The 2,137-nt window shown below is 72.3% G+C and carries 2 protein-coding genes; one reads left to right on the forward strand and one right to left on the reverse strand.

The annotated features are described in order from the left end of the window. Positions 1 to 51: 51 nt before the first annotated feature. The gene (locus ACFRCR_RS18450) at positions 52 to 549 is read right to left on the reverse strand and encodes an NUDIX domain-containing protein (RefSeq protein ID WP_377679634.1); all 498 of its coding nucleotides are present in this window, start codon (positions 547 to 549) and stop codon (positions 52 to 54) included. Between the two features lie 442 nt (positions 550 to 991). Between ACFRCR_RS18450 and ACFRCR_RS18455 the strand changes: the two genes are divergently transcribed. Continuing rightward, positions 992 to 2,092 carry a 3-deoxy-7-phosphoheptulonate synthase gene (locus ACFRCR_RS18455; protein WP_377679636.1) on the forward strand — a complete coding sequence of 367 codons (1,101 nt, stop codon included), beginning with the start codon at positions 992 to 994 and terminating at the stop codon, positions 2,090 to 2,092. Positions 2,093 to 2,137: the final 45 nt, after the last annotated feature.

The following is a 2,137-nucleotide window of genomic DNA, read 5'->3' on the forward strand; positions in this document are numbered from 1 at the left end:
AGGTAGACCCCTCGGCGGTCTACCTCGCGCACACGGGTCTACCTCGCACAGCTAGCGGACGAAGAACGGCCCGGCGGTCTGGTCCGCGAGGTAGCCCAGGGTGTGGCCGAGGCGCTCGCTCGTCGACGCGGCGAGGTCGGCCGGCAGGTCGTCGGGCGAGAACCACGCGACGGCGAGCGACTCGTCGTCCGCGACGTGGGCCTCGGCCGCCGCGGCGGGGGAGACCGGGCGGCACAGGAAGCACAGGTCGAGGTACTGCGACCTGTCGCCGTTCGGGTACTCGACGGGCGGAGTCACCGTGACCCCCGTCAGGGCGTCGACGTGGACCGCGACGCCGGTCTCCTCCAGGATCTCGCGGGCGAGCCCGACGGCCGGGTCCTCGCCCGGCTCGAGGATGCCGCTGACGATCGCCCACTGCCCGGTGTCGGCGCGCCGTCCCAGGAGGAGGCGGCCGTCGTCGTCGATCACGACGCCCGACACCCCCGGCATCCACAGGAGGTCGGTCCCGACGCGGGACCGGAGGGCGGCGACGAACTCGGGGATCGGCATGGGTTCGAGCGTAGCCCTGCGGCCCGCGAGCGCCGTGCCAGGACCGGCGGGGCCTCAGGTCGTCGCTGGTCCTGACACGCCGCGACACCTCGACCGCCCGGGGAGTGAGACAGCCCGCGAGTGCTCCGAAACCCCTGTGCTACGGTCGTCGGGTGAACACGGTTCGTTGGTATTGGCGCTTTACGCTGGCTCCTGGAGGGGCCGAGCGGGCGTTCGCCTGACCAACCTTCCCCGGAGCCAGCACAGGGCCTTGGACGCAGACCGCGTCCGGGCCCTTCGTCATTCAGACGGGCCGACTCCGGACACAGAGCAGGCCGCACGGCTCCGTCTGAGTCACCTTCAGATCAGGAGCCCTCGCATGACCGCCACGACCGCGACCGTCGCCTCGCCGGACGAACGTCACCACGAGACGACCACGTCACCCGCCGGTGCAGGTGACACCATGGAACGCGTGACCTCCCACCCCGAGTACGAGCTGCAGGCGCCCACGAGCGACCTGCGCATCCGCGCCCTCGACCCTCTGCCCGCCCCCGTCGACATGCTCGCGGAGCTGCCGCTCGGCACGGCGCGCGGTGACCTGGTCACCCAGTCGCGCCGCGAGATCCGTGACGTCCTGGCGGGCGACGACGACCGTCTGCTCGTCATCGTGGGGCCGTGCTCGGTCCACGACCCCGAGGCCGCGCTCGACTACGCGCACCGCCTCGCGGTCGTCGCGAAGGACCTGTCCGAGGACCTCGCGATCGTCATGCGCGTGTACTTCGAGAAGCCGCGCACGACGGTCGGCTGGAAGGGGCTCATCAACGACCCCGACCTCGATGGGTCGCACGACGTCAACCGTGGCCTGCACCTGGCGCGCGAGGTCCTGCTCGGCGTCCTCGACGCCGGTGTCCCTGCGGCGACCGAGTTCCTCGAGCCCACGAGCCCGCAGTACATCGCGGACGCGGTGTCGTGGGGAGCGATCGGCGCGCGCAACGTCGAGAGCCAGGTGCACCGCCAGCTCGCGTCGGGCCTGTCGATGCCGGTCGGCTTCAAGAACGCGACCGACGGGGACATCCAGATCGCGGTCGACGGCTGCATCACCGCCGCGAGCGAGCACACGTTCTTCGGCACGGACGGTGCGGGTCGTGCGGCCGCGGTCGAGACCGCGGGCAACCCGGACTGCCACATCATCCTGCGCGGCGGCCGCAGCGGCCCCAACTACAGCCCCGACGACGTCGCGTCCGCCCTGCGCGTTGCTGCGGCCTCGGGCCTGGGTGGGGCCGTCGAGCACGGCCTGGTCATCGACGCGAGCCACGGCAACTCGGGCAAGGACCACGTGCGCCAGGCAGAGGTCGTGCGCGAGGTCGCGGCCCGGATCGCCGAGGGCGAGGCCGGCATCACGGGTCTCATGATGGAGAGCTTCATCGTGGCGGGGGCGCAGGCGCCCGCTCCGAGCGGGCTCGTGTACGGGCAGTCCGTGACGGACAAGTGCATCGACTGGGAGACGACGGCCGAGCTCCTCGGCGAGCTCGCCGAGTCGGTGCGGGCGCGCCGGGCGCTCTGAGACCTCTCGCCCCAGGACGACGACGGCCGCTCTCCCCCGGGAGGG

Origin of the sequence: Oerskovia sp. NPDC056781 (assembly GCF_042789955.1) — a bacterium.
Classification (GTDB): Bacteria; Actinomycetota; Actinomycetes; order Actinomycetales; family Cellulomonadaceae; genus Oerskovia; species Oerskovia rustica.